At 52.5% G+C, this 21,818-nt stretch carries 18 protein-coding genes; all 18 read right to left on the bottom strand.

Translation table 11 applies throughout. The annotated features are described in order from the left end of the window. Window positions 1–379 precede the first annotated feature (379 nt). Complete coding sequence (bioB, locus tag VFG09_11515) at window positions 380–1,348, bottom strand: biotin synthase BioB (protein ID HET6515779.1); 969 nt, start codon at window positions 1,346–1,348, stop codon at window positions 380–382. Continuing rightward, window positions 1,345–2,448 carry a 3-dehydroquinate synthase gene (gene aroB, locus VFG09_11510; protein ID HET6515778.1) on the bottom strand — a complete coding sequence of 368 codons (1,104 nt, stop codon included), beginning with the start codon at window positions 2,446–2,448 and terminating at the stop codon, window positions 1,345–1,347. The genes bioB and aroB overlap by 4 nt, the downstream gene beginning before the upstream one ends. Window positions 2,449–2,451: 3 nt before the next feature. Then, a complete protein-coding gene (locus tag VFG09_11505; protein ID HET6515777.1) occupies window positions 2,452–2,961 on the bottom strand; it encodes a shikimate kinase in 510 nt (169 codons plus the stop codon). 102 nt (window positions 2,962–3,063) lie between these two features. Continuing rightward, a complete protein-coding gene (gene aroC / locus VFG09_11500; GenBank protein HET6515776.1) occupies window positions 3,064–4,269 on the bottom strand; it encodes a chorismate synthase in 1,206 nt (401 codons plus the stop codon). An 11-nt stretch (window positions 4,270–4,280) separates the two neighbouring features. After that, a complete protein-coding gene (locus VFG09_11495; GenBank protein HET6515775.1) occupies window positions 4,281–4,775 on the bottom strand; it encodes a CPBP family intramembrane glutamic endopeptidase in 495 nt (164 codons plus the stop codon). A 69-nt stretch (window positions 4,776–4,844) separates the two neighbouring features. Next, window positions 4,845–6,695, bottom strand: a complete 1,851-nt coding sequence (locus VFG09_11490; GenBank protein HET6515774.1) for a S8 family serine peptidase — start codon at window positions 6,693–6,695, stop codon at window positions 4,845–4,847. A gap of 234 nt (window positions 6,696–6,929) precedes the next feature. Next, entirely contained in the window at window positions 6,930–7,667 is a 738-nt protein-coding gene (locus tag VFG09_11485; protein ID HET6515773.1) for a tetratricopeptide repeat protein, read from the bottom strand. 50 nt (window positions 7,668–7,717) lie between these two features. Further along, window positions 7,718–10,903: a transcription-repair coupling factor gene (gene mfd / locus VFG09_11480; protein ID HET6515772.1), complete on the bottom strand. Its 3,186-nt coding sequence runs from the start codon at window positions 10,901–10,903 to the stop codon at window positions 7,718–7,720. A gap of 228 nt (window positions 10,904–11,131) precedes the next feature. Then, window positions 11,132–11,593 (bottom strand): adenylyltransferase/cytidyltransferase family protein, encoded by a 462-nt coding sequence (locus VFG09_11475; GenBank protein ID HET6515771.1) that lies wholly within the window; start codon window positions 11,591–11,593, stop codon window positions 11,132–11,134. A 59-nt stretch (window positions 11,594–11,652) separates the two neighbouring features. Further along, on the bottom strand, window positions 11,653–12,096 hold the full coding sequence (locus VFG09_11470; protein ID HET6515770.1) for an NUDIX hydrolase: 444 nt from the start codon (window positions 12,094–12,096) through the stop codon (window positions 11,653–11,655). Continuing rightward, window positions 12,096–13,166 carry an RIP metalloprotease RseP gene (gene rseP / locus VFG09_11465; GenBank protein HET6515769.1) on the bottom strand — a complete coding sequence of 357 codons (1,071 nt, stop codon included), beginning with the start codon at window positions 13,164–13,166 and terminating at the stop codon, window positions 12,096–12,098. Before rseP ends, VFG09_11470 begins: the two co-directional genes overlap by 1 nt. A gap of 87 nt (window positions 13,167–13,253) precedes the next feature. Further along, on the bottom strand, window positions 13,254–14,405 hold the full coding sequence (locus VFG09_11460; protein HET6515768.1) for a 1-deoxy-D-xylulose-5-phosphate reductoisomerase: 1,152 nt from the start codon (window positions 14,403–14,405) through the stop codon (window positions 13,254–13,256). Beyond that, on the bottom strand, window positions 14,402–15,193 hold the full coding sequence (locus VFG09_11455) for a phosphatidate cytidylyltransferase (protein HET6515767.1): 792 nt from the start codon (window positions 15,191–15,193) through the stop codon (window positions 14,402–14,404). The genes VFG09_11460 and VFG09_11455 overlap by 4 nt, the downstream gene beginning before the upstream one ends. Before the next feature lies 1 nt (window position 15,194). Beyond that, window positions 15,195–15,911 (bottom strand): isoprenyl transferase, encoded by a 717-nt coding sequence (locus VFG09_11450; protein ID HET6515766.1) that lies wholly within the window; start codon window positions 15,909–15,911, stop codon window positions 15,195–15,197. Between the two features lie 6 nt (window positions 15,912–15,917). After that, window positions 15,918–17,591 carry a VCBS repeat-containing protein gene (locus VFG09_11445; GenBank protein ID HET6515765.1) on the bottom strand — a complete coding sequence of 558 codons (1,674 nt, stop codon included), beginning with the start codon at window positions 17,589–17,591 and terminating at the stop codon, window positions 15,918–15,920. A gap of 356 nt (window positions 17,592–17,947) precedes the next feature. Then, on the bottom strand, window positions 17,948–18,532 hold the full coding sequence (locus tag VFG09_11440; protein HET6515764.1) for a DUF882 domain-containing protein: 585 nt from the start codon (window positions 18,530–18,532) through the stop codon (window positions 17,948–17,950). A gap of 250 nt (window positions 18,533–18,782) precedes the next feature. After that, window positions 18,783–19,625: an MBL fold metallo-hydrolase gene (locus tag VFG09_11435; GenBank protein HET6515763.1), complete on the bottom strand. Its 843-nt coding sequence runs from the start codon at window positions 19,623–19,625 to the stop codon at window positions 18,783–18,785. A gap of 53 nt (window positions 19,626–19,678) precedes the next feature. Then, a complete protein-coding gene (locus VFG09_11430; GenBank protein HET6515762.1) occupies window positions 19,679–21,733 on the bottom strand; it encodes a propionyl-CoA synthetase in 2,055 nt (684 codons plus the stop codon). Window positions 21,734–21,818: the final 85 nt, after the last annotated feature.

Below are 21,818 nucleotides of genomic sequence, written 5' to 3'. Positions count from 1 at the left end.
CTAACGAAGACCCAATCCGAAGTCCTAAAGATCTTTGGATATGCAGTAAAGGACGGTTGGATCTTACAAAATTCAAAGCTGTAAACCAGCCATTATCAACCATTTGTGCCCTGTTGTCAGCTTAGATCTCCGAAAGTCCTGACCAATAATAGGGAGCACATCTGTAAATATTATTTTGAGACTGTTAATAACAAGGACGACACAACGCTTAACAAAAAAATCCAGCGGTCGCGGAATAGCCGCTCATTGATTTTCGAAAATGCTTTCTCTGCGCCGGATGATTTTTGTCGTTCCCGCCGCGCTGCGCGCGTCGGGAACGACCCCGCTGAGCAGAGTCTCTCGCCACTGCACAGTTCAGACATTAGACTGCGACAATTACCTATCCGACCTCAAGTCCACAGGTCTTGATGAGCCGGATATCATCCTCATAGGTAATGCCCGTTGTCGTGAGATAGTTTCCCGTAAGCACTGAATCGGCGCCTGCCATGAAGACCATCGGACTGAACTCACCGAGGGTCTGTCTCCTGCCCCCGCAGACCCTCACCTCCTTCTCCGGCAGGATCAGGCGGTAGAGACTTATGACCTTGAGGGCCTCAAGGGGATGGAGAGGCTCTCTCTGTTCCATCGGCGTCCCCTTTACGGCGATCAGGAAATTTATCGGAATGGAGTCGACGTCGAGATCTCTCAGGGCGAAAGCCATCTCCACCCTATCCTGCCACGACTCACCAAGGCCGAAGATACCTCCCGAGCAGAGGGAGAGGCCGACTGACTTCGCGGCCTCGATGGTTTTCATCTTTTCGGAATAGGAATGGGTGGAACAAACTTCTGAAAAAAATCGCTCTGATGTTTCGAGATTGTGGTGGTATCTCTCGAGACCGCTCTCCATGAGAAGAGACAGTTCATCCCTGTCCAAGAGTCCAAGGGTGGCGCAGGGGAGCAGGCCTGTCTGCCTCACCTTCTTGACAGTTGCCGCTATCGCCTTCAGTTCCTTCTCCCCTGCCTTCTTTCCGCTCGTAACAATACAGAATCGTTTGACTCCGGCCTCCTTCGCCTCAAGGGCCTTCTCGATCACGGCCTCTTCAGAGACAAGGGGATAGACGGGGATCTTAGCATTGCTCTTTGCCGATTGTGCGCAATAGGAACAGTCTTCAGAACATGCGCCGGATTTGGCATTCGTGATGGAACAGAGGTCTATCCTCTTTCCTCTGAAGTGTTCGCGGACCCTGGCTGCAGCGAAGAAGAGCCGGTGGAGTTCTGCGTCAGTGGTCCTGACTGAGGCTAGGGAAAAGGCTTCCCTCTGAGAAAGTTGAAAGCCGGACAAAACCTTTTCTTCGAGGCCCGTTATCATTCCTTCGCTCGCAGAGACTCAACAATCATCGCTCTGTCCGAAACTTCCCTCACCTTGACGGACCCCATCTTCTCGGGAAGGGCAAATTTCAGCTCGCCCCTCACCGCTTTCTTGTCAAGCTCCATAGACGATATGATCTTATCAATGTCTATGCCCGAAGGCATCTTTGTCGGCAGGCCATAGGATTCGATAAGACTGCCGATCCTCTCTCCGTCCCCGCTATCGAGAAGCCCGAGGAGGCAGGAGAGCCGAGCCTCCCGAAGCATCCCGATGGCAACGGCTTCTCCATGAAGATACGCAGTATATCCGGTGGCAGTCTCTATAGCGTGGCCGATGGTATGGCCGTAATTCAGGATCGCCCTCGGTCCGGCCTCTCTCTCATCCTTTGAGACGACCTCTGCCTTGATCTCACAGGAGCGTTTGATGATGGATGATACGGCACTGTCGTCGAGTCCGAGAATCCTCTCCCTCTTCTCTTCGAGAAACCGGATGAACTCCTCGTCCCATATCACGCCGTACTTAACGACCTCGGCAATTCCCGCGAGGAACTCCCGTCTCGGCAAGGTCTTCAACGTATTCACATCGGTCCAGACAAGTCTCGGCTGGTAAAAAGTGCCGATCATGTTTTTCCCGAGGGGATGGTTGACGCCGGTCTTCCCGCCCACGGAACTATCGACCTGGGCGAGGAGCGTCGTAGGTATCTGAATGAAGGAGATGCCCCTCATATAGGTTGAGGCCACAAACCCCGTTATGTCGCCGATGACGCCGCCGCCGAGGGCGATGAGTGCCGATGACCTGTCGAGCCTGCGCTTGAGGAGTTCCCCATGAATGTAATACGTCCAGAGGAGGTCCTTGTATTCCTCTCCGTCTGGGACAATAACCACATCGACCGTATTCCCGAGGTTCCTGAGGGTATTCGTAAGTGGCTCGCCATACAAGCCGTAGACCGTGGGATTGCTGATTATGGCAATCCGACTGAAATGAAGGTCCCCGATCAGCCGCCCGCATTTCGTCAGGATGTCAGACCCTATCCATATGTCATAGCTTCTCTCACCCAAGTCTACGCGTACCTGTTCTATCTTCTTGCCTTCATCCTTCATCCCTTATCCTTCACCCTTGATTCTTTTCACTATCTCCTCGGCTATCTGACGCGGGGTCCCGGACTCGGTGTCGATCATGATATCGGCCTTTTCGTAATAGGGTCTCCTGAAGTCAAGAAGTTCCCTGATCTTCTGGTACGGATCCTCAACCTGGAGGAGAGGTCTCTCCCTGTTAGCGCTCGTCCTTTTCAGTATCGTGTCGGGCCTTGCCGAGAGGCCGACGATCGTGCCGCTCTTTCGGAGGATCTCCATATTTTCCTGCCTGAGCACAGCCCCTCCACCCGTCGAGATGATAATATTTTCTTTCGCTGCGATCTCCCGTATCATCTCCGTCTCGATATCACGGAATAGGGGCTCTCCAAAGAGGCTGAAGATCTCGTTGATGCTCATACCCTTTGCCTTTACGATCTCTTCATCAACATCGACGAGTTTCCAGCCGAGGATATTCGAAAGCTCCCTGCCGACGGCAGTCTTCCCCACACCCATGAAACCCGTAAGGATGATATTTCTCATCTGGAGATCCATTTTTTTTCTAAGGACATACCGGCGAGCAGGTATCCTGTGAGACCCTTCAGCACGATACTTGGAGCCCGCCTACGAGTTACGCTTCACATCTCAGAATTGCTTCAGATACTCCAGGTATCCCTCAAAGTTCCTCTTAACCTCCTCCATGCTGTCACCGCCGATCTTTTCGAGGAAGGCGTCGGCTACGGTGAGAGCCGTCATCGCTTCTCCTACCACTGAGGCAGCAGCTACAGCACAGACATCGGACCGTTCGTAGGCAGCCTCAAAGGGCCTCTTGGTGAGAATGTCAACGGAATTGAGGGGCTTTCTGAGCGTGGGTATCGGCTTCATCGCTGCCCTGACCACCACCGGCATTCCATTGGTCATGCCACCCTCGATGCCGCCGGCGTTATTCGTCTTTCGATAAAAGCCCCCCTTCGGCCCCTGTCCCCCTTCCCCCTGCACGCCGTAAAATATCTCATCCATGGTGTCAGAGCCGAAGCGCCCTGCCATTTCAAACCCCGCTCCAACCTCGACTCCCTTAATGGCCTGGATGGACATCAACGCCTGCGCAAGCCTCCCATCCATCCTGCGGTCCCACTGGACATGGCTTCCGAGGCCCACGGGAAGACCTGTCACAAAGACCTCAAAGATACCGCCGAGAGAGTTTCCCTCCTTCATTGCCTTCTCTATAACCTCAACCATCCCTTTTGCCGATGCCTCATCAGGACACCTGACTGGCGATGCCTCGGCCTTCGTGAAGAGAAACAACAATTCCTCTTCGTCGGACTTCAGACTTCTGACCTCTGTTCCCTGATCTCCTATCTGTATTACAAAGCTCCCGACCCTGACCCTAAATTCGGCAAGAAATCTCTTTGCAACTGCGCCGAGGGCTACCCTCATTGCGGTCTCCCGTGCGCTTGAGCGTTCGAGGATGTTCCTGATGTCATGCTGGTCGTACTTCAGGGCCCCTGCCAAGTCAGCGTGTCCCGGCCTCGGCCTCGTAACGGCAGGGATAGAGTCTTTCGCGGCGCTGTCAGATGACATCCCTTCAAGCCAGTTCTTATGGTCCCTGTTTTCTATGAGAAGGGTTATCGGAGAGCCGATGGTCTTTCCCCACCGCACGCCCGAAAGTATCTCGGCACGATCGGCCTCTATCTTCATCCTTCCGCCCCTGCCGAAACCCGACTGCCTTCTCTTCAACTCGCAGTCGATATCGGCCGGGGAGAGCAAGAGATTTGCAGGAATTCCCTCAATAATCCCGCTGAGGGCCTTACCGTGTGACTCTCCTGATGTTAGAAATCTGAGGCCCGGCATGCTCAAGTATATCATAAAAGGCCGACGAACAGAGTATTTGCAGCAGCGTGGAAAATGGTTGATGGAATGACATTGGATGTCCACATGTAGAGAAAACCCATGACAAGGGAAGGGAAAAAGGTCAAGATGGCGTAAGGGTCGCCATAGAAGATAAGCTGGGGCAGGTGCATGATAGAAAAAAGGAGGCTCACAACCAAAAGCCCTCTGACATTGTTCCCGACCTGCTCCTGAAGGAAACCCCTGAAATAAACCTCCTCAGGAAAGGCAGCGCCAAGGACCTGGAAAAGCATGGTGCTCACGGAGGGAGAGGGAAGAGATCTTCCGGGTTGAGAAAGGAGGAACCAGAACGGCAGGAGGACTATGGCAGAAACAGCGACACCGGCAACGATATCCTTCGTGTCAAACCTAAGATTCACCCTTTCCCGCAGCACGTAAGGGATCATGACGAGAACAAGGGGAATCAGGTATCTCAAGGCCGAAAACGGAAAGGCATGATACAGAAACACCAGGCAGAATACTGCCGGATATGTAGCGATTGCCTTTCTGATCTTCAGCCTATAGGTGTTGTCTCTCGATTATCTCTTCCGCCTCATAAGTGCGACGTATACCAGGGGTAACAGGATGAGAGCGGCATCGGCCATCGTCGTCGGCATGTTCTGTCTCGCACCAATGGAACAGCCCCCTCCTCCTCCGCCTCCTTGGTCGGCTGATGCAGACAGCGTAGTGGCGGATGTCTCATTCGAGTACGAGGAGTCCGCAGGGATCGTGTTGTATGCCCTAACCCGGTAGGTATAGCCGGTGGAAGGAGTGAGACCGGAATCAGTAAAAGTCGTGGAATTCGGTCCGAGCACAGCTATCTGGACGAACGTTCCGTCCGCACCTTTTCTTTCTACCTTGTATCCGTCCTCACCAGTGGCATTGTCTGTCCAGGACAACGATATGCTCGATGGAGTTGTTCCTGTTGCCTGAAGATTTGTCGGCGTCAACAACGACGAAAGCGCCTTATAAGCGTTGATCCTTCCCCCTGTCTCGACCCATCCTGTGAGGTCAGGGAGAACATCGACATACCTGAGGATCGTTGAACGTGCCTGGATATAGGTAAAATTCGTATAGTAACTCAAGAGGAGCCCGGCAAGCCCAGAGACATGGGGAGCGGCCATGGAGGTTCCGCTGCAGATATCATATCCGGGGAAGGGTGCACCAGTGCAGAGGGAAAAGGTTAAACCCGGAGTGATCGTACTTAGAATATAGACACCGGGCGCTGCGACATGAACGGATTGTAGACCGAAATTAGCAAAGGAGGCCCTCCTGTCGTTCTGGTCAGTGGCACTGACAGAGATGATATTGGGAAGGCTGTAACTGGCAGGGTATTCCGGCGCAAGGTCGTTGTTTGTGCCGCTATTACCGGAAGAAGCAACAAAAAGGACACCTGCAGCATTCGCCGATGCTATGGCAGAGAGCTCAGTATTACAGAAATCAGGCCCGCCAAAACTGGCATTGATAACCTTTGCACCGTTCGCAGTAGAATACTCGATGGCTGCAACTTCGTCGGCTATAAAACCTGATGGCCCTCCACATTGGGTATCTTCCACCTGACCCGTTGCATCGAAGATCTTCAGTGGCATGAGCTTCACATTCCACATTACGCCGCTAATGCCTGTCCCATTATTGCCGACGGCGCCGATGATCCCCGCCACATGCGTCCCGTGTCCATTGTCATCTATCGGGTCATTGTCGCCATTCACAAAATCCCATCCCTTGCAGTCATTGACAAAGCCGTTTCCATCGTGATCTATGCCGTCCGAGCATGTCTCTCCGGGATTCGTCCATATGTTATTCACTAAATCGGGATGGCCGTAGTCTATTCCTGTGTCCAGGACAGCGATAATGAGATTCCCGTTTCCCGTTGTAATGTCCCACGAGATAGGCATCTTGATATCCGCGCCTGCTGTACCGTTGGCGTAGGTGCCGGTATTATTGAGGGCCCACTGCTGCGGATTAAAATAAAGGTCATTAGGAACGGTAGAGCTGAGACATTTTGTATAGTTCGGCTCTGCATATTCCACACTAGGATCGGCCATGTAACGGCTGATCGCTTCTTTCACCGAGAGCCCCTTCGGAAGTTTCACGTGCTCAAGGTTCTCGACGATGCTGTATCTCCTCACGACAGTCGCACCGGATGACCGATGGGCACTCAAGGCAGATCGAGACGATACGCCGGACTTGAACTTGACGAGGAGTTCACCCTCTTTGTATCTTCCCTTCTCAGCCTGGGACAGGACCGACTCCATCGTTACCGGGGGCAGGACTGCCTGTTTTGAAACGCTGGTCTCACTTCGGGTCTCTGTAGTGACACCGGAAATCTTGGAATTTCCGCATGATACAAGAAACAGTGCCATAAAGATAGAGACAATCCTTTTTGTCATCTATTTTTCCCTCCCTCATAAATATAGAAAGCTTTCTTCATACTATCTTACATTCAATCATATTAATTCTTTATTGTCAAGTAATTTTAAGATTTTGTTAGAGTTATCCCTTAAGATTCATGAAGCATTTTTCATTCGGGGTAGGAGTGTCTGAACAGAAATTGTGTTGATCCATAAGGTTGCAAGTGAGAAGCGAGCATCTTCCTTATATAAACCATAGGGAAAGCAGTGCTATCAGTAATTCAAAATTTCAATGAGGTCATCTATGTCCCTTTCTTCATTTCCTTTTGCGAACAGCCTTCTCTCCCTTATCTCTTTGCGAAACTTCTCCGTATCCCCCTTATAGTCGGGATCAAGCCCAATCGCCATCTTAAGGGCTGCCGCAGCGTCATCATACCTTCCGAGGGCGTTGTAGGAGAGGGCAAGGCCATAATAGGGAAGAGGAAAATCAGAGGACCTCCTTATCGATTCCTTATAGGCGTCTGCGGCTTCATCGTACTTCCTGATCCTGTAGTAGGCCCTGCCGAGATTGTTGAAGGCCTTTTGCGCATTCTTGTAAAAAGGGTTTGAGAGGGCATCCTTGTATGATTCGATAGCCTCCTGGAACCTTTCCTCCCGTTCGTATGCGAAGCCGAGATTATTTGAGGCCTCAGAAAAGTTCTTGTCCTCATTCAAGGCCCTTTTGAAATATTCTACTGCCTTGGGATAGTCTTCAAACTTCAGGAGATGGATAACACCGAGGGCGTTCAGGACCTCCTTATCATGAGGATTGAGGTCCAATGCCTTCTGGAGTTCTACATAGGCCGGCTGGACATTGTTGTCATTGAGATATGATATCCCTAACTGATAATGGGCAGTGGACCGTTTTATCTTCTCATCACTGCTCATGCTTGCGCAACCCGTAATGAGCGTCAGGATGATAATGATGGCCTGCAATGCCATGCTGATTCCTTTGGACCTCTTCATATCCATTGTAAAATTATCAGAAAGCTCCGGAGAAGTAAAGGGAAATCGCGGACTGATCACGTCAATCCCTTCATCACGTCAAACAAGACCGTCATGTTCCTGCGGTCTTTCGAGCCGCCTTTCAAGGAGATCTCAAAACCGTCACGGTGGACCCGAAGACCGCCGAAGGTCTTCTGGAGACCAAATATCTTCTCCGGCAGAACAGGCGTTTCGTCGGAAAATACCAATCTCACCTTCCCGTCGGTCTCGGATAGGTTCGTGACTGACATTCCTCTTGCCATGATCTTCAGTCTCATGATGTCGAGAAGTCTCCCGACCTCATCAGGCAGCGATCCGAAGCGGTCTTCCATTTCCGACTCGATCATATCCACGGCGTCTATGTCCTTTGCCTGCGCTATCCTTCTGTAGATACTTAACCGCAATGTCAGGTCTTCGATGTAGCCTTCCGGTATGAAGGCCGAGAGTTTCAGGTTGATAGAAGGTTCCGGCTCTTCCTTGACCTTAGCTCCTTTCAACTCGGCTACGGCCTTTTCGAGCATCTCCACATAGAGGTCGAAGCCCACAGCATGAACGTGGCCTGATTGCTGGGGACCGAGGAGGTTCCCTGCGCCCCTGATCTCCATGTCCTTCATCGCAAGTCTGAATCCTGCCCCGAGGAAACTCATATCTCTCATCGCCTGAAGCCTCTTTTTCGACTCGTCTGTCATGAGATCCTCTCCAGGGATGAGGAAATAGGCGTAAGCCCTGACATTGCTCCTGCCCACTCTTCCCCTGAGTTGATAGAGGTCTGCGAGCCCCATCTTCTCTGCCCTATCGACGATAATGGTATTGGCAGTCGGGATATCAATGCCCGCCCCTATGATGTTCGTCGACAACAGGACATCAAGATCCCCCTTCAGGAAGCTGTGCATGACCTCCTCAAGCCTCTTCTCAGGCATCTGACCGTGAGCGATATCGATCCTCGTCTTTGGCAGCATTCTCCTGAGCCTGTCGGCAACCTTTTCTATGTCAAGGATGACATTATGGACCATGAGGACCTGGCCTCCCCGCCTGAGTTCACGCTCCACGGCCTCTTTTATCAAGTCCTCGTCAAAGACCGAGACGATGCTCCTCACGGCAAGCCTCTCCTCGGGAGGCGTCTCTATGAGGCTCATGCCCCTGATGCCTGAGAGGGCCATCTGGAGAGTTCTCGGTATAGGGGTCGCGGTCATGCTCAAGACATCTATCCCCTTCTTGAGCTCCTTTACCCTCTCCTTTTGCTTCACACCGAACCGGTGTTCCTCGTCGATAATGAGGAGACCGAGGTTCTCAAAGCAGACGCCTTTCTTGAGGAGACCATGGGTCCCGATGATTATATCCGTCTCGCCCTTTGCAAGGGCCTTCAGCGTCAGGTCCTGTTCTCTCTTTGTCTTGAATCTGCTCAGGTAATCGATGGTCACGGGGAACGCGGAAAAGCGGGTGGTAAAAGTCAGAAAATGCTGCTCACAGAGAATCGTCGTCGGCACGAGGACCGCAACCTGTTTGCCGTCGTACACAGCCTTGAAGGCTGCACGCATCGCCACCTCGGTCTTGCCATACCCCACATCACCGCAGAGAAGCCTCTCCATCGGTCTCTCAGACTCCATATCCCGGCCGATCTCCTCGATCACCTTGACCTGATCAGGCGTCTCTTCATAAGGGAAGAAGCCATAGAACTCTCTATGGAGTTCCGTGTCAGGGCTGAAGGCGAAACCCTGAGCAATCTCCCGTTCAGCGTAAAGCCTGAGGAGTTGTTCCGCCATCTCCTTTACGGCTTTCTTCACCCGCGCCTTCGTCCTCTGCCAGCTCTTCCCCCCGAGTCTGTCGAGGTGGGGCAGCACCCCTTCTTCTGCACTATATTTTTTTATCCGCTCAATGTTGTAGAGAGGTATATAGAGCCTGTCGCCGCCCAAGTACTCAAGGACCACGAGATCGCTCTCATAGTCTTCAGCAGCCTGCCTCTGGATGTCGATGAACCTGCCGATGCCGTGGTCTTTGTGGACCACAAAGTCACCGGGCGAGATATCATCTATCGTTGTGAGGAGTTTCGAGACCTTTGATCTCCTGATAGGCCTGAACGAGGGTCTTTCTCCAAAGATCTCCCTCTCGGTGAGAATAAGCATGCCGGGGATAAAGAGGCCCGAGGAGAGTCTTCCCGGTACGATCGCAATGTCGCCCTCATAGTCCCCCGCTTCTTCGAGGTCAATAACAGGAGCAATCATGCCACCCTCAAGGAGGATATCCTTCACTCTTTCGGCCTGCCCCTTTGATGGAGAGACGATCAGTACGCGGTTCTCTCTCATGAGCCTTTCGAGAGCAGGGGGGAAGTCGGAGAGGGACTTCCTCTCATCAGGATATATTCCATGGCCTCCTATGGGAAGCAACCCAGCGTCAGAGCCATCTCCCTGGAAAGGAAAACGCGACAGGAGGACCGGCCTTAACAACCCCTCCTCCCTTCCCTCTGGTAATAAGGGGATGAGGGGTGAAGCGAATGGCGATGGCTCCGGATACAGGTACTTTGCAGCCGGACCTCTCTGCCCGGCAGGAAGGTCGACAAGATAGACCACGGCGCTGACTCCTGATGTGAGTGCGCTCATGCTCGTTGGCCCGATCACCGGCAACAGGAGGAGATTATCAGTCTGACTGATAGATTTCTGCGAATCGAGATCAAAGGTCTTTATGCTCTCGACCTCGTCACCGAAGAATTCGATGCGGACAGGATCATCTGCTGTGGGAGGGAAGATATCGATGATCCATCCCTTGATGCAGTATTCGCCCTTTTCTACCACAATAGAGACGCGCCTGTAGCCGAGACTCCTCAGTCTCTCACCCACATAATCCCTGTCCATTTCCTGTCCCTTGATAAGAGAGAAGGCCGCCTTTGCGAGTTCTTTCTTGGGCCACACCGGCGCAGATATTCCGTCCACTGAGGTCACCACTGAATCTCCCTCGCCCATCTTATGGATAACTTCAGCCCTCCTCCCCAGGCTTTCTGCGCCATCGGGATCAGGAAGGAAGAAGACTCCGGGCTGTTGCTCATCCATCAGTGCCCTGAAGAATCTCATATCTTCGGAGAGCGTGCGGCCGACCTCTTCGGTCTGCTCCACTGCGATGAAGGGCTTCTTCAACAGACAGAGAAAGAGGGCTACCGATGAACCTGGGAGGTTGTAAACGCGTGAAACATCTGAGGGGACCCTGCGAAAGAAATCACGCAGAAACTCCATCTTCCTATGTTCTGCAGTTGGAAGAGCAGACTTGAACGACTTTGCCCGCATTTCGTTGCCGTTCTTCGTGACATGAAGCGTCCGCACCCGTGAGTGTCTGAACCGTAGGGTGAGTTTCACGGATGCAGCGGAATGAGCTTAGAACGGCAGAAATCGAGCTTCCGGAGCGAAGGGATGTTCTTCCAATTGCGGTTTCCAGGATCATGGGATGACAGAGATCATGGCAGGTTAATGTATCGTACTCCTGATCTTTTCGATGATCGCCGTCGTCGATACGCCCGGGGAAAAAGGCAGGCTGTAAGTCTCTGAAACGATGTCTGAGCCGACAATCTCTTCCTTCCGCCAGTCACCGCCCTTCACGAGCACATCAGGGGTAAGAAACGCTATCAAGGCATAGGGGGTATCTTCGTCAAAGAGGGTCACGTAATCGACCATCTCAAGACCCGCAACAACCTCAGCCCTTTGATCTTCAGGCGTTATGGGCCTCCCCCTCTTCAGCCTTGAGACGGAACGGTCAGTATTCAGGGCGACGACGAGGATGTCACCGAGGCCCTTTGCCTCTCTGAGATACCTCACGTGTCCGACATGAAGAAGATCGAAACAGCCGTTGGTAAATACGACCTTGCTGCCGGCTGCCTTTGCAGGGGCGATGGCCTCCTTCAAACCATTCCAATCGAGGATCTTTCCCATGACAATAACGGAGAGTCAGCAACCCGAACTGTGCGGACAAGGCATTTCCTTCCTCCCGGCTACCTGCCGCCCGACAAAAGCAGATCCCTGGCCTTCTCCACGATCTCCCTGTCACCGCGGTAACTCACCCTTTCCAGGGCCTTGTCCAAGGGAACCCACTCGGCGAGATCGACTTCCCAATTGTGATCGGCGGTGCTGCCGCTCAAATATTCCATCAGATAGAAGTGTACCGTCTTCCGGCATTTCGTATTATCATCTTTGATGTAATACCAGTAGGTTATGTCACCGATCTTTTTCACTGCCTTGCCCGTAAGGCCGGTCTCTTCACGCACTTCTCTTACAGCAGTCTGTTCGGGTTCTTCACCTTTTTCCACAATCCCCTTCGGAAGGCACCAGACCGTACCGCCCTTCACGGCAACAAGGGCTATCTCAATCTCATTGTCAGACCTCTTGAAGATTACCCCGCCTGAGGACTCCTGATTCTTTATCGTGGCCGGTCTCATCAGGGAATCGTCTTTCCGGCGATAAGTCTCATAATGTCGTTATAAAATGCAAGGACCATGATCGCCACAAGGATTGTCAGTCCGACTCGCTGGGCGATCATCACCACCTTTTCGCTCAGAGGTTTTCTCCTGATGACCTCGATACCGAGGAAAAGAACATGCCCGCCGTCGAGGATCGGAATGGGCAGAAGATTAGCTATGCCGAGGTTGATACTGATAACGGCCATGAAGGCAAAGAAATTCATCGGACCCTGGGAAGCCTGCTCACCTGCCATCTGGAATATCAAAATAGGACCGCCAATCGTATCAGCAGGAATAATCCGCTGAATAATCTTTACGACCGACACCACCGTCAGGACCGATATGTCCCAGGTCCTTTTTGCCGCCTGTCCGAAGGCCCCTCCGATACTCTCCTTCTCCGTAAAGGTGTTCCCGGAAGGCTTTATGCCGATAAGACCGACCTCCTTCTTTTCACCAAAGAGATTGGGCATGGCCTTCCGTTCGGGCGTAACATTGAGGGCAATGACCTCGCTGCCACGCTTTATCTTTATGGCTAATGGTTTTCCCGGACTCTTATGGATGATTTCTGTCATCTCATCCCAACGATGAATCGGGATCCCCTCTACCTCAAAAATGGCGTCTCCCTTTGTCATGCCTGAGCGTGCTGCGGGTGAGTCAGGCATTACTTCTCCGACCTCGGGGAGGAGTGAAGGTACCCCTGTCAGGAAGACACACATGAAAACAATCGCCGCAAAAAGTATATTAAAGAGAGGACCGGAAAGGACGATGAGAAGTCTTTTCCAGACAGGCTGAAAATTGAAGGCCCTGGCCCTGTCCTCTTCATTGATCTCCTCAAGCTGATCTTCTCCGACCATCTTCACATACCCCCCGAGCGGTATGGATGACAGCAGATACTCTGTCTCACCGTATCTCTTTCCAAGGATCTTCGGTCCGAAACCGAGTGAAAACTTGAGGACCTTTACATTCATCATCTTTGCAAAAAGAAAATGACCGAGTTCATGGACAAAGATGAGGATGCCGAGCAAGATAAGTGCGGAAAGAAAGGTCATCGCTGTTTCACTCCATTCCTTTGATACAAAAAGAAACCTTGATCGTGCAAAGGGACACCTCTGCCTGCAGGATGCAGTCCGGACACTTCATGGTGCATGGATATATTCGGCTGCCCTTGCCCGTGCCCATCTGTCCGCTTCAATAACTGCATCAAGTTCAATGGCCTCCTGAACCTCATGGGATTCCATGGTCTTGTTAATTATAACAGGGATATCATGAAAAGAGATCCTCTTTTCAAGGAAAGCATTCACAACGACCTCATTGGCAGCATTCAGGACCGCCGGCATCGTCCCTCCCTCCTTCAAAGCTTCATAGGCGTATCTGAGGCAGGGGAAACTGCCGGTGTCGGGCGTCTGAAACGTCAGTTTCCCAATCTCATCCAGCCTGAGAGTCGCAACAGTGTCACTCAGCCTCTCGGGATAGGAAAGGGCATAGGCAATCGGTCCCCTCATGTCGGGCAAGGAGATCTGCGCAAGCATGCTGCCGTCGTTGAATTCCACAAGAGAATGGACAAGGCTCTGCGGGTGTATCAGGACATCGATCCTTTCAGCGGTCAGACCAAAAAGGTGGGCAGCCTCGATCACTTCAAGTCCCTTGTTCATGAGGGTCGCAGAGTCGATCGTAATCTTCCTCCCCATCTTCCAGTTGGGATGGTTTAAAGCATCTTCGGGGCTGACGTCCTTCAGGTCTTCCGACTTCTTTCCGACAAAGGGTCCGCCGGAAGCCGTAAGGATTATCCTCTTCAGATACCTCGCGTCCTGTCCGTCCATACATTGGAAGATAGCGCTGTGTTCGCTGTCAACGGGGAGCAACCGCACCCCGGCAGCCTTCGCCTCCTCCATAACGATGTCCCCTGCGGTGACAAGGACCTCCTTGTTCGCGAGCCCTATAGTCTTGCCTGCCCGGATAGCCAGGACCGTAGGGACCAGACCGCTGAAACCGACCATTGCGGACAGGACAAAATCGGACTCACTGTAAGCCGCCACCGCATTGATGCCCTCTTCTCCTGAACAGATTTCAGTTTTTGTCCCGAGCCTCCTTGTGAGTTCTAGGGCCGCACGTTCATCGGCGACGGCAACTACCTTAGGAGAGAAGACCCTCACCTGCTCTTCGAGGAGGGCTATATTACTCCTTGCTGCAAGCCCTACAACAACGAATCTGTCTCTGTGGCGGGAAATGATATCGAGGGCACTCCTCCCTATGGAGCCCGTTGAACCGAGGATAGCGATTCTCTTCATGCTATGAAACCAAAGACCCTTGAGACCCAGTAGAGCACAGGCCCCGCAAAAAGAACGCCGTCGATCTTGTCGATGACCCCTCCGTGACCGGGGATCAGGGTGCTTGAATCCTTGACCCCGGCATCACGCTTGAACATCGACTCGACAAGATCGCCGACGATGGAGGTCGCGCCGATAATAAGGCCGACGATCAGCGATTCCGCGTGACCCATCGTTTGAATAAGGAGGAGATTCAAAAGCCATCCTGCAGCGGCGCCTCCAGAAAGGGAGCCAAAGGCGCCGGCAACAGTCTTGTTCGGACTCACCTCAACGTATAATTTCCTCTTTCCAATGCCCTTCCCGACATAGTAAGCAAGACTGTCGGATGCCCATACACAGCCGAAGAGGAAGAGGATCCATGCAGGTCCTTCGCTTCGCAACAATAGCTGGAAGCCAAGGGAACAGGGTATATACAGGAGCGCTATGATGACGGGAGCTATGTCATGGAGGGACTGCGAAGGGTCCCGCTTCCCGATCAGTCTCATGCCCGCAATGATGAGAAAGACCGATATGATACCATCGGTCATAGCCGTTCTCGAGAAGTACATGATCGCTAACAGAACAAGGCCTCCGACCAGGCCTGAAGCCTTCAGCAGCCCTCGAACCCGGTACATAGCGTAAAACTCCGCCTGTGCGACTGCAGCCACAATAAGGATAAGAACGAAAAAATAGATCTGATGGAGTTTCATGACATAGAGGTAGAAAAGGGGCAGAACGATGACTGCTACAACCAGCCTGGTTGCGTGCATCTCAGAAGCCGACCTTGAGTGGAACTGCCCCGAACCTTCGCTCCCTCTGCTGGTAATCGTGGAGGGCAAGAAAGAACTCATCCTTCGTAAAATCAGGCCATAGGGTGTCCGTAAAATAAAACTCGGCATAGGCAGCCTGCCAGAGGAGGAAATTGCTGATCCGTTTTTCTCCGCTCGTCCTGACGATGAGGTCGGGGGCAGGAAGGCCTGATGTATCGAGGAGGGACTCAAAAGAGCTATCGGTAATGTCCTCGGATCTGGCCTTCGAATCCACCAGTTTCCGTACTGCGCGGATGATCTCGTTCCTGCCCCCGTAACTCAGGGCGAGGACGAGTTTCATCCCGGTGTTCCCTGAAGACCGCGTCGTCATATCTTCGAGAAGCCCCCGGATGTTTTCCGGCAGTCTCCAGATCTCGCCGATCGTCCTGAAGACCATTCCCTTCTTTATCAATTCATGGAATTCCTTCTTGATGTAAAACTCGAGGAGTCTCATGAGCATCGAGACTTCATCGTCAGGCCGCTGCCAGTTCTCGATCGAAAAGGCATAGAGCGTAAGGGTATCCACCCCTATTTCCTTCGCAGCGGTAATAATCTCCTTCGCCCTTTCCGCGCCGCGTTTATGCCCCTCGACTCTTGGTAGACCGCGCATTGCCGCCCACCGCCCATTCCCATCCATGATAATGGCAATATGTGCGGGAATTCTGCCGGATAATAACATGTCCTCCTACCTTCCCTTCAGGGAGTAGACATAGAGCATCGTCCCCATCGGACTCTCGCCTTTCAGGATGTTCATCGGCTTTATGCCGAAGAGCGGCTTGCTCAGCACAACGAGGAGGTCCCCCGCAATTGCATAGTCCAGAACAGACCCCGATATGGAGTCAACGAGCACCCTTTCGTCCATCGAAAGTCCTGTCCAGAAGAGCGACTTTATCTGGGAACTCTTGTATCCCAGCCCCCGCGCCACGTTCGCGAGGGGCACCCTCTTCACGGCAAAAACCTCTCTATTCCTGGACAGCAGCCTGTCTTTGACCGTCCAGACACCTCTGTCCACCATGATCGTAGGGGCTTCTTTCTTAAAGCTCGTCTCGAACCCCGTTGAAGGCTCACTGTTGTTCCAGACCTTTAACCCCTCAGGGTTGTAAAGATTCAGCATGCCGTTTTCGTTATAGGCGAGGGTATATTTCATGCCGTCAGGACCATCGATCACGGCAAAATCGTAGATGTTCACGCCCTTCGGGAGTTTCAGGGGACTGCCCTTCTTGAATTGCCCCTTCTCATAGATAATCCTGTAAACAGGGCCGGAAAAGCCTTCCCCCCTCTCAAACTCCTGAGCGATGAGACCATCGTCCAGCCGTCTGAGAAAGAGGTTGCTCTTCCAGAGCACGGCAAACCCAGCGTCTTTCAGTCCATAGACATAGGAGACGATATCCCGGCCGCCCTGCAGGGACGTCACAATAATCTCGTCCTTGCCGTCTCCGTCGATATCGAGGGTATCGATCCAGAGGAAGTCGTCAGAGGCATTCCCCTTTATCTCATAGAGGTTCTGGAGGCTTTGACCCGGCGCATAGACCCGTACGTATCTTCCGCTCGTCAGGATCATCTCCAGTTTCCCGTCTCCGTTCACATCACCCGAGGCGACAAGCCTCCCGCTAAAGGGAAGATCGAAAAAGAGCATGGCATCGCCTGCTGAGGCAAAAGGGGCATACCTGCTATCCGCGAGACTCACCTCTTTCTGGAAGGTCTTGTCGACCTTCACCGCGCTGTCGGCGATCTTCGATGAATCGTCAACCCAGAAGAGTCTCTGCCTGACAAAAGTGTCGCCCCCCGACTCATCAGCCCTGAGGATAAGGGCGATCTGAGCGCCCTTCTGTTTCGCATCCGACAGTATCGCAGAATCTTCACCGGAATCAAGGGCCGTGTCGATGAACTCGACCCTGTTGCTTTCCTTCAACAGACGGTAGTAATGCTCTCCAAGACCCCATTCAACACTCTTGTCCTGATAAAAAAAGACCCTCACCTTCGTCTCCGAAATCTGGAGGATATCTCCTGCCTTGACGTCACCCGTTATTACGGTCAATGTGGAGTTGTCAGGCCCCGCATCCTTCACTACTGCAGACCCGACAAGCGCCTCCATCTTACCCAAAGGTTCCTTGGTCACGGGATGGAAAAAAGGCTCGCCCACCCTCAGAACGGTGAACCTCATTCCGGCCTTTATGCCTGACTTTGTTCCAAGATCGGAAGTGATAAGGGAACCTTTCACAGACAGTATCTTCCCCTTCATTGGCGCGAAATACGCCAGTGTCTCGTCCTTCAAACGGTTGAGAGGGTCCTGAGCCAGAGCAGAACCGGCAAAAAGAACGATACCCAAAAAGATCAAACCCGCAATTCTCGACCGCACCTTATCTCCTCGCATCCTGGGGTTCGCCCGACCATCTTACCGAAAGGGTTGTCATGATGAGCAGCATTGGCAAGCTGAAATTGTGCAATGTCCGACAGGGGAAACCCCTCCTCGATCTCAATGGTAATAACGGTTTTCACTATAATACCACATCGACCCCGTAAAATGACGGTAATTATTCCGCGATATGCAATGGCACAATAGGAGAATCATGACCGCTGTGTCACAGTGTTTAAGAATGAATGTATCCGGAAGGACAACATTCCTCCCTGAAACCTTCAGATCAGGTAGCGGCACCTATCACTACAGGTTCGGGAAGAGAGAAGGAGATATGAAGCGTATCTCCGCTTCCCGACCTACCAGAAGCGGAATCTTCCTACATCCACATGGACAAAATCTGAGCCGGGGTAATACCCCACCCCTCCTCTTCTCAGATCAAGAGCAGCGCGCTGCAGGGTTTTCAGTTCACGCCCGGGAAGACGTATATCGATGGCCTTTCCCTGAATATGGAGGCTGTTCTTTACCACTCCTTTACTGATCATATTCAGAAATGCATTCGTTTCCGGCGAACGATAGCCGGAAATGATATGGAAGGGGCCAGCGCTTCCCATCTTCTCCTTGAGGTTAAAAAGGAGATCCAGGAGATCGGTGTCGATCTCCTTCACCTCTCCAGTACGGTGGTCCCGCAATATGGCGTTGACGTCGGCCAGTCCCTGCGGCACATATGTTCCGTCGCTCCAATAAACGGTCTTCAGGTTCTCGCCGGTATGGGTGTTATAAAAGGAGAGCACCCGTTCAGGAGAAACAGCTCTTGAAGCCTCAACGACGGCCTTATAGGGGAAAAGACATGCAGCCGTCGTCACCAGTCCTGCGGCAAGAAACTCTCTACGGCTCACGCCGCGGCTGAATATCAAACAGGATAATTTCTCCCTGGACTTCATTTGTCAGAACCTCCGCTCAGAAAAACAGGAGGTCGATGAGATTTCACCCTCATCTCTCCTGTTGTCGTGGCACGCCAACGGCATGTCTTTGCCGCCTCAATGAACATCTCCCATATCCGTTCCACCAGCAACGCAGAGATGGAAAACCAACGTCCCTCTTTTATACCTGATATCAGGTTAAAATCGCAACGAAAGAAAATTCTGCCGAGTGATATGAAAAATGGAAGGATAGAGCACCGTTGTCACGTCGTCACGTCACTCTGTCGGTCACCCTGCCATCTTCGTCAAACTTGCATGCCAGCGCAAAGGCATCATGGTAAAAGGTGAACCAAGCTCCCTCTGAAATATACTGCCTCTCGATATCTTCCTTCAGCCTGATCGATTCAAGAGGGAAGTTATCGTAGGCCATGATCCAGAGAGGATTCACATGGGCATGGGTAGGGAGGAGATCTCCTAAATGAACAGCTATCTGACCCTGCGATTCGATCCTCACAATCTGATGCCCTCTGTTATGGCCGCCGGTGAAGATGGCCTTCACTCCCTCGGTAATCTCGCTGTCGCCATCGAGGAGTTCGAGATATCTGCTCTCTCTGAGGAGCTCATTGTTTATCGGCCAGTACGTGTTCGCCGATCTCTTGTTCGGGTTCAATACATCTTCCCATTCCTTTTTCTGGATAATATGCTTTGCCCGCGGAAAGGTGAGGGTCGGGGTTCCCGTCTCATCGGTCATAACAACGCCGCCTGCGTGGTCAAAATCATAATGGGTGAGGACCACAACGTCTATATCTTCCCTCCCGATCCCGAGGGAACGCAGGTCGTCGGGGACTGACCATTCATCTCTCACCCTGAAGATCTTCTTCTGTTTTTCCGTCAGCTTATTTCCCAGCCCCGATTCGATGATGATAAGGGGACCGGGCGTCTTTACCAGGATCGGTGAGGCGGTCATAGGAATATAATTCTCTTCATTCGAGGGGTATTTCTTCGACCACAGGACCTTCGGCACGACCCCGAACATCGCTCCACCGTCTAGTTCAAAGGTTCCGCCGTTAAGCCAGATGAGCTCAATATCGCCTAATGCCAATCCTTTTTTCAAGATGCCCTATAGTTTGATGAAAAGAACTCCCGCGTTATGGCCGGAGATCTGCCCTATCTTCTTCCATACCCCATCTGCTTCAGTGCCTCTTCTATCTCTCCGAGAATCGCAGGATCATCGATCGTCGAGGGGACCTTATAATCTTCACCGTCGGCGATCTTTCTCATTGTACCCCTCAATATCTTGCCGGAACGCGTTTTCGGCAATCTGGCGACAACAGCAGCCTCTTTGAAGGAGGCGATGGCCCCGATCTCCTCCCGGATCAACTGAACAAGTTCATTCTTGATCTCCTCCCTGTTCCGGTTTACGCCGGCCTTTATAACAACAAGGCCAATAGGGACCTGACCTTTCAGGGAATCACGGGCGCCGATGACCGCACACTCTGCAACGTCGGGATGGGTGGCGATGATCTCCTCCATCTCTCCTGTCGAGAGCCGGTGACCTGCCACATTGATCACATCGTCCACGCGCCCCATGATGAAGATATACCCGTCATCGTCCACAAAGCCTCCGTCACCAGTGAAATAGTATTTCGGGAACATACTTAAATAGGACTGTAGAAACCTCTGATCCGCCTGCCAGAGTGTCGGTAGGGTTCCGGGGGGAAGAGGCAGTTTAATAGCCACAATGCCTTCCGTGTCCGGTCCCAGCTCCTTGCCTTCGCTGTTGACGATCTTGACATCGAATCCGGGAACGGGCTTTGTCGAGGAGCCGGGCTTGATAGGGAAGGGCTCTATGCCCATGCAGTTTGCCGTGATAGGCCATCCCGTCTCGGTCTGCCACCAGTGGTCTATGACGGGCTTTTTCAGCAGATTATGAGCCCAGTGATAGGTGTCGGGGTCAAGCCGTTCTCCGGCAAGAAAGAGATAGCGGAAATAGGAGAGATCGTACTTCTTTACGTACTCTCCCTGGGGGTCGTCTCTCTTTATCGCGCGAAAGGCTGTGGGAGCTGTAAAGAGTGTCTTCACGCCATGCTCGGAAATCACCCTCCAGAATGCTCCAGGATCGGGTGTCCCGACAGGTTTCCCTTCGTAGAGCACTGTCGTGCAGCCGGTCATGAGAGGACCGTACACAATGTAGGAATGACCAACGACCCAACCGACATCAGACGCCGCCCAGTAGACCTCGCCGGGCTTTGTATCATAGATATGTTCGAGACTCCACCGCAGCGCGACGGCATGGCCGCCATTATCGCGGACGATGCCCTTCGGAACACCCGTTGTTCCCGATGTATAAAGGATATAGAGGGGATCGGTGGCCTTGACAGGCACGCAGGCAGCCGGTTTGGCCTTTGCCATGAGATCGTCCCAGTCCAAATCTTTTCCGGCGGCAAGCCCGGCCTTTGCCTGCGGTCTCTGCAAGATGATACACTTCTCTCGTTTGTGATTGGCAAGCTCGATCGCCTTGTCGAGCATGGGCTTGTATTCTATGACTCGTTTCACCTCGATGCCGCAGGAAGCAGAGATGATGATCTTCGGTTTCGCGTCGTCAATGCGTATGGCGAGCTCATGGGGAGCAAACCCACCGAAGACGACCGAGTGCACAGCTCCGAGGCGTGCGCATGCGAGCATGGCAACAGCCGCCTCGGGGACCATTGGCATATAAATAATGACTGTGTCTCCCTTAGTGACGCCCAGATCCGCAAGGGACCCGGCAAAACGGGAAACCCGATCGAGCAGTTCGCGATAGGTGAATTTCTGAATCTGTCCTGTTACAGGACTGTCGTAGATGAGAGCGGTCTGATCCGCCCTTCCCCTCTCGACATGACGGTCAAGGGCATTGTAGCAGGTATTCAGCTCTCCGCCCGTAAACCACCGGTAAAAGGGTCTCTTTGAGTCATCAAGGACGTTGTCCCACTTCTTATACCAGTCGATGGCCTCTGCTGCCGCTCCCCAAAATGCTCCTGGATCCCGGACGCTCCTCGTGAAAAGCTCTTCATACCTCCCCATTGAGTTCCTCCCTTTTTTGAGATAGTTTTTGCTGTTTCTCCTGACCGAAAAAGGAACAAAAAATCTCGTTATCTTTCTGAGCGAGAGGCTCCTCGGGAAAACGCAAGAGGACGCGCTTCCCGTCTTCTCCCGGAAGAAAGGAGCGGGAATAAAGCACATACCTGACCGCTCCGAGGTACCATTGTACCACAGAGAACGGTACCCTGCCAATTTCTCAGGATGAGCCATTCATCTCAATGAGGCG

It is taken from the genome of Thermodesulfovibrionales bacterium (assembly GCA_035686305.1).
In the GTDB taxonomy this organism is placed as follows: Bacteria; Nitrospirota; Thermodesulfovibrionia; order Thermodesulfovibrionales; family UBA9159; genus DASRZP01.
Note: the sequence above shows the minus strand (reverse complement) of the source record. Positions and strands in the feature narration are given on the sequence as shown.

What these genes read in the sequence shown, in the direction of transcription:
- VFG09_11485 (HET6515773.1), bottom strand. Translation starts at nt 7,667, where the DNA reads ATGGATATGAAGAGGTCCAAAGGAATCAGCATGGCATTGCAGGCCATC.
- VFG09_11440 (HET6515764.1), bottom strand. Translation starts at nt 18,532, where the DNA reads ATGAAGTCCAGGGAGAAATTATCCTGTTTGATATTCAGCCGCGGCGTG.
- rseP (HET6515769.1), bottom strand. Translation starts at nt 13,166, where the DNA reads ATGACCTTTCTTTCCGCACTTATCTTGCTCGGCATCCTCATCTTTGTC.
- aroB (HET6515778.1), bottom strand. Translation starts at nt 2,448, where the DNA reads ATGAAGGATGAAGGCAAGAAGATAGAACAGGTACGCGTAGACTTGGGT.
- VFG09_11470 (HET6515770.1), bottom strand. Translation starts at nt 12,096, where the DNA reads ATGAGACCGGCCACGATAAAGAATCAGGAGTCCTCAGGCGGGGTAATC.
- VFG09_11505 (HET6515777.1), bottom strand. Translation starts at nt 2,961, where the DNA reads ATGAGAAATATCATCCTTACGGGTTTCATGGGTGTGGGGAAGACTGCC.
- VFG09_11430 (HET6515762.1), bottom strand. Translation starts at nt 21,733, where the DNA reads ATGTGCTTTATTCCCGCTCCTTTCTTCCGGGAGAAGACGGGAAGCGCG.
- VFG09_11460 (HET6515768.1), bottom strand. Translation starts at nt 14,405, where the DNA reads ATGAAGAGAATCGCTATCCTCGGTTCAACGGGCTCCATAGGGAGGAGT.
- VFG09_11490 (HET6515774.1), bottom strand. Translation starts at nt 6,695, where the DNA reads ATGACAAAAAGGATTGTCTCTATCTTTATGGCACTGTTTCTTGTATCA.
- mfd (HET6515772.1), bottom strand. Translation starts at nt 10,903, where the DNA reads ATGGAGTTTCTGCGTGATTTCTTTCGCAGGGTCCCCTCAGATGTTTCA.
- bioB (HET6515779.1), bottom strand. Translation starts at nt 1,348, where the DNA reads ATGATAACGGGCCTCGAAGAAAAGGTTTTGTCCGGCTTTCAACTTTCT.
- aroC (HET6515776.1), bottom strand. Translation starts at nt 4,269, where the DNA reads ATGCCGGGCCTCAGATTTCTAACATCAGGAGAGTCACACGGTAAGGCC.
- VFG09_11475 (HET6515771.1), bottom strand. Translation starts at nt 11,593, where the DNA reads ATGGGAAAGATCCTCGATTGGAATGGTTTGAAGGAGGCCATCGCCCCT.
- VFG09_11455 (HET6515767.1), bottom strand. Translation starts at nt 15,193, where the DNA reads ATGCACGCAACCAGGCTGGTTGTAGCAGTCATCGTTCTGCCCCTTTTC.
- VFG09_11450 (HET6515766.1), bottom strand. Translation starts at nt 15,911, where the DNA reads ATGTTATTATCCGGCAGAATTCCCGCACATATTGCCATTATCATGGAT.